This window comes from Pseudomonas sp. NPDC089407 (genome assembly GCF_044900445.1).
GTDB lineage: Bacteria > Pseudomonadota > Gammaproteobacteria > Pseudomonadales > Pseudomonadaceae > Aquipseudomonas.
This window is the reverse complement of sequence record NZ_JBJDNB010000069.1, coordinates 1-3,127: the sequence shown is the minus strand read 5'-3', so window position 1 is coordinate 3,127 and position 3,127 is coordinate 1. Positions and strand designations below refer to the sequence as shown.

2 protein-coding genes and 1 pseudogene are annotated in these 3,127 nt (G+C 54.8%); all 3 read right to left on the bottom strand.

Annotated elements, in window-relative coordinates:
* Nucleotides 1-1,521 (bottom strand): annotated as a pseudogene (locus ACI2KG_RS28930) (type IV secretion protein Rhs); the annotation flags it as partial.
* Nucleotides 1,522-1,733: 212 nt separating this feature from the next.
* Nucleotides 1,734-2,159, bottom strand: coding sequence for an Imm26 family immunity protein (locus ACI2KG_RS28925; protein ID WP_404664237.1), 426 nt, complete (start codon nt 2,157-2,159; stop codon nt 1,734-1,736).
* Between the two features lie 14 nt (nt 2,160-2,173).
* Nucleotides 2,174-3,127, bottom strand: a 954-nt coding sequence (locus ACI2KG_RS28920; RefSeq protein ID WP_404664236.1) for an RHS repeat-associated core domain-containing protein, incomplete at its 5' end; no start/stop codon positions are given.

Here is a 3,127-nt window from a genome sequence, read left to right as displayed (position 1 = left end):
CCGGCCCAACACATCATAGGCGTACTCCAGCTTTTCTTCCGTGATCCCAAGCTGCTTGCCGATACCGCTGGGTTGTCGCTCGATGCTCAGCAGCCAGTCGCCGTCGTCATAGGTGAATTGCTGCTGTGCGTCGTTATTCAGCTTGGCGATCAGGCGGCCAATGGTGTCACGCTCGAACAGCGTATGCCGCTGCGGGCGTTCGGCATTTTCGCCGTAGCCAATTTCATCCAACCGGATGAGATGGCCGCCGACGTTGTAGCTGAAGCGCCGGGTCAGGTTATCGACCCGCACCTCTTCGCTCAGCCGGTCCGAGGCGTCATAAGCAAAGCTGTATGTGGCGTTGTTCTCATTGACCAGCGCGGTCAGGCGGATGGCCTTGTCGTATTCGTAGCGCACCCGCTGGCCTTTGGCATCCTGGCGGCTGCTGGGCAGGCCGCGGGCCGAGCGCATCAGGCGTATGGTCTGGCCCTTTCCGTCGGTGTGGCTGAGTACCTGGCCGTAGACGTTGTAGGTGAAGGTTTCCGTGCTGCCGTCCGGGTGGTTGATTCGCAGTACTTCACCGTCCGGTTTGCGCTCCAGCGAGGTGGTCTGGTTGAGTGCATCGGTCACCGCTATAAGGTGCTGACGCTCGTCATAGCGGTAGTAGGTGCTCTTGCCTGAGCAGTCCTGGTAGCGCTCGACCTGAGCCAGGGTGTTCCACCACAGGTACTTGGACTTGTAGGTCGCATCAATGATGGTGTGCGGCAGGCCGTCGTCACTGTTGAGGTATTCGGTCATCTGGCCGAGGGCGTCGATTTCGGCGAGCAGGTTGCCCTTGTCGTCGTAACGCGCCGTCCAGGTGCTGCCATCCGGGTAGGTGACTTTGGTCACCAGCGTCGTCAGGTGGTGATACTCGTAGGCGATCGTGCGCCCCAGCGGGTCGGTTTCTTCGAGCAGGCGGGCGTGTTCGTCGTACTTGAAGATCAGGCGATTGCCGTCTGGCAGGTCGAGGCCGACCATGTTGCCGTTTTGGTCCAGCGCGATGGCATAGCGTTCGCCACCGTAGTCTCGGCTGGCGATGACGCGGTGGTCGGCGTTGTAATGCACCTCCAGCTCGCGGCCGAGCACGTCGGTTGCCCAACTGGTGCGGGCGTCGAGGTTGTAGCGGAAATGGTAATGCTCGCTGTCACTGGTCCAGTGCTCGACCACCCGCGGCCTGCCGCCCTGGGTTTCCCAGCGGTAGTGGCAGCCCAGGCCCAGGGCGTTGCTGTGGGTGACCATCAGGCCTTCGGCGTAGCTGAAGCTGCGCACGGTGTCGCCGTTGCGGTTGATTACCGCATTCAGCTGACCGTGTTCGTCGTAACGGTACTGGGTCAGTGTTTCGACCGCTTCATTGTTCACCACGCGCTTGATGTCGGTCAGGCGACCCAGCGGTGTAGCGCTCTGGCCGCTCACCGCTTTCGCCGTAGCCAATCTCGTCCATGCGCACCAGTGCCTGCCAGCGTCGTAGCTGAAGCGTCGGGTCAGATTGTCGACCCGCACTTCTCCGCTCAAGCGGTCAGAAGCTCATATGCAAAGCTGTACGCCGCGCGAAGCGCTTTGCAATGCGTGGTCTAGCCTTTGCCGTCGGTGTGCGTCAGCACTTGGCCTAAGATGTAACACAATAAGCGCGCAACTTGAACACAAAAAGTCGTGCAACTTTCAAATCAGCATATTTTTAAAGAATCAAAAACCATCAGCAGACAACCAAACCCTTAATGTTGCTGCAAAAATCTTTCGACAAGCGCAAAGCCGGATACCCCCATTAATATATGATCTTGATATTCATCAATATCCAAAACCCTAACCGGATTTCCTCCCCGATAGAGAGTGCCCGCCATATTAAACTCCAGTCCACGGAGCGAGGCATCCGAAACCACTCCACGCTGCAGAATTGGCCACTCTCCCGCCTTCAAGTGGTCCACGGCTGTGAATATAACTTTAAACTCCCCACGGTGATCACTAAATACTAAGTAATTTTGATCCTCGGGAATTTTTTGATCATTGCCTATTGACAATACCGCAAAAGCAAATATTTTCTTAAATTTTTGCTCTTTGCTTTCTGCCCCCAGCCAAATTACCTGGCTGATTGCAAACCTTCCATCTTCCATCGGAATATAAAAAATGTCACCTGCCTGCATAGATCCTACTCCTTTCATAGCCCGAGCCCCTTCATTTTCGCCAAAGCATCAGATAGTACATCACTCCCCCAGCTAGGGCTATGTCCAGCCACGTCATAAATTGGAGCATTTGGATTGGAGGGGCTATACGATCTAATTCTATTCAACAAGTTTGTAACCTCATTAGTCGAAAGCGCCCCTCCATTGAGATCCATGATTCGCTGTTCAAGAAACTTGGCCTCAGCCTTAGTTAAATTGTTATCAAAAATCACATGCTGCTGTAGATGAGACTTTCCTGAAGTTGCAGCATGCACACCTAAGCGGGCAGACGCATCACCACGACCAACATACTTAATAACCCCATTGTCTGTTAACACGTAAAGTCCCTGTCCATTTACTGGGTCGTATTTAGCTCCTGTGCCCCCCGCACTACGCTGAGACGGCTTACCCATACATGGAGTGAGCCCAACAGGGTCTATCCAATTGCTTGGATTCAGTACATATCCGTAGAGATTATTACCGCCACTTAAACCTACCGGATCTTGAGTAGTGAATCTTCCAACTTCGTGATCGTAATATCTAAAGGTGTTGTAGTGCAGTCCTGTTTCAAAATCGAAATACTGCCCTTGGAAACGCAGATCCTGCTCGACCTGATCAACAGCCAGATGCTCAATCGTCCCCCACGAACGATACGTCGCCTGCCAAACTATCTTGCCGGCACTATCCGTCAGTTCCAGCGGCGTACCGATCTGGTCCGTATGGAAGTAATAAAGCTTCTGCTCTTCCCCTTCCGCCTGATCAACCCGCGCCAACGGCGCGTAGCTACCCGGCTCATACAGGTACAAAATGCTCTGCCCAGGCGTCTCCTCCCGCAGCATCCTCAAGCCTTGCCAGAGGAAGCGCTTCTGCTCGACCTCACCATTAATCTCGGCCCGCTTGGCCACCCGCCGCCCCAGGCTGTCGTAGCGATACTCACCGGTACTCTCCAG

Bases quoted from the DNA above. Each gene is read 5' to 3' on its own strand.
- ACI2KG_RS28925 (WP_404664237.1), bottom strand. From the start codon at position 2,159: ATGCAGGCAGGTGACATTTTTTATATTCCGATGGAAGATGGAAGGTTT.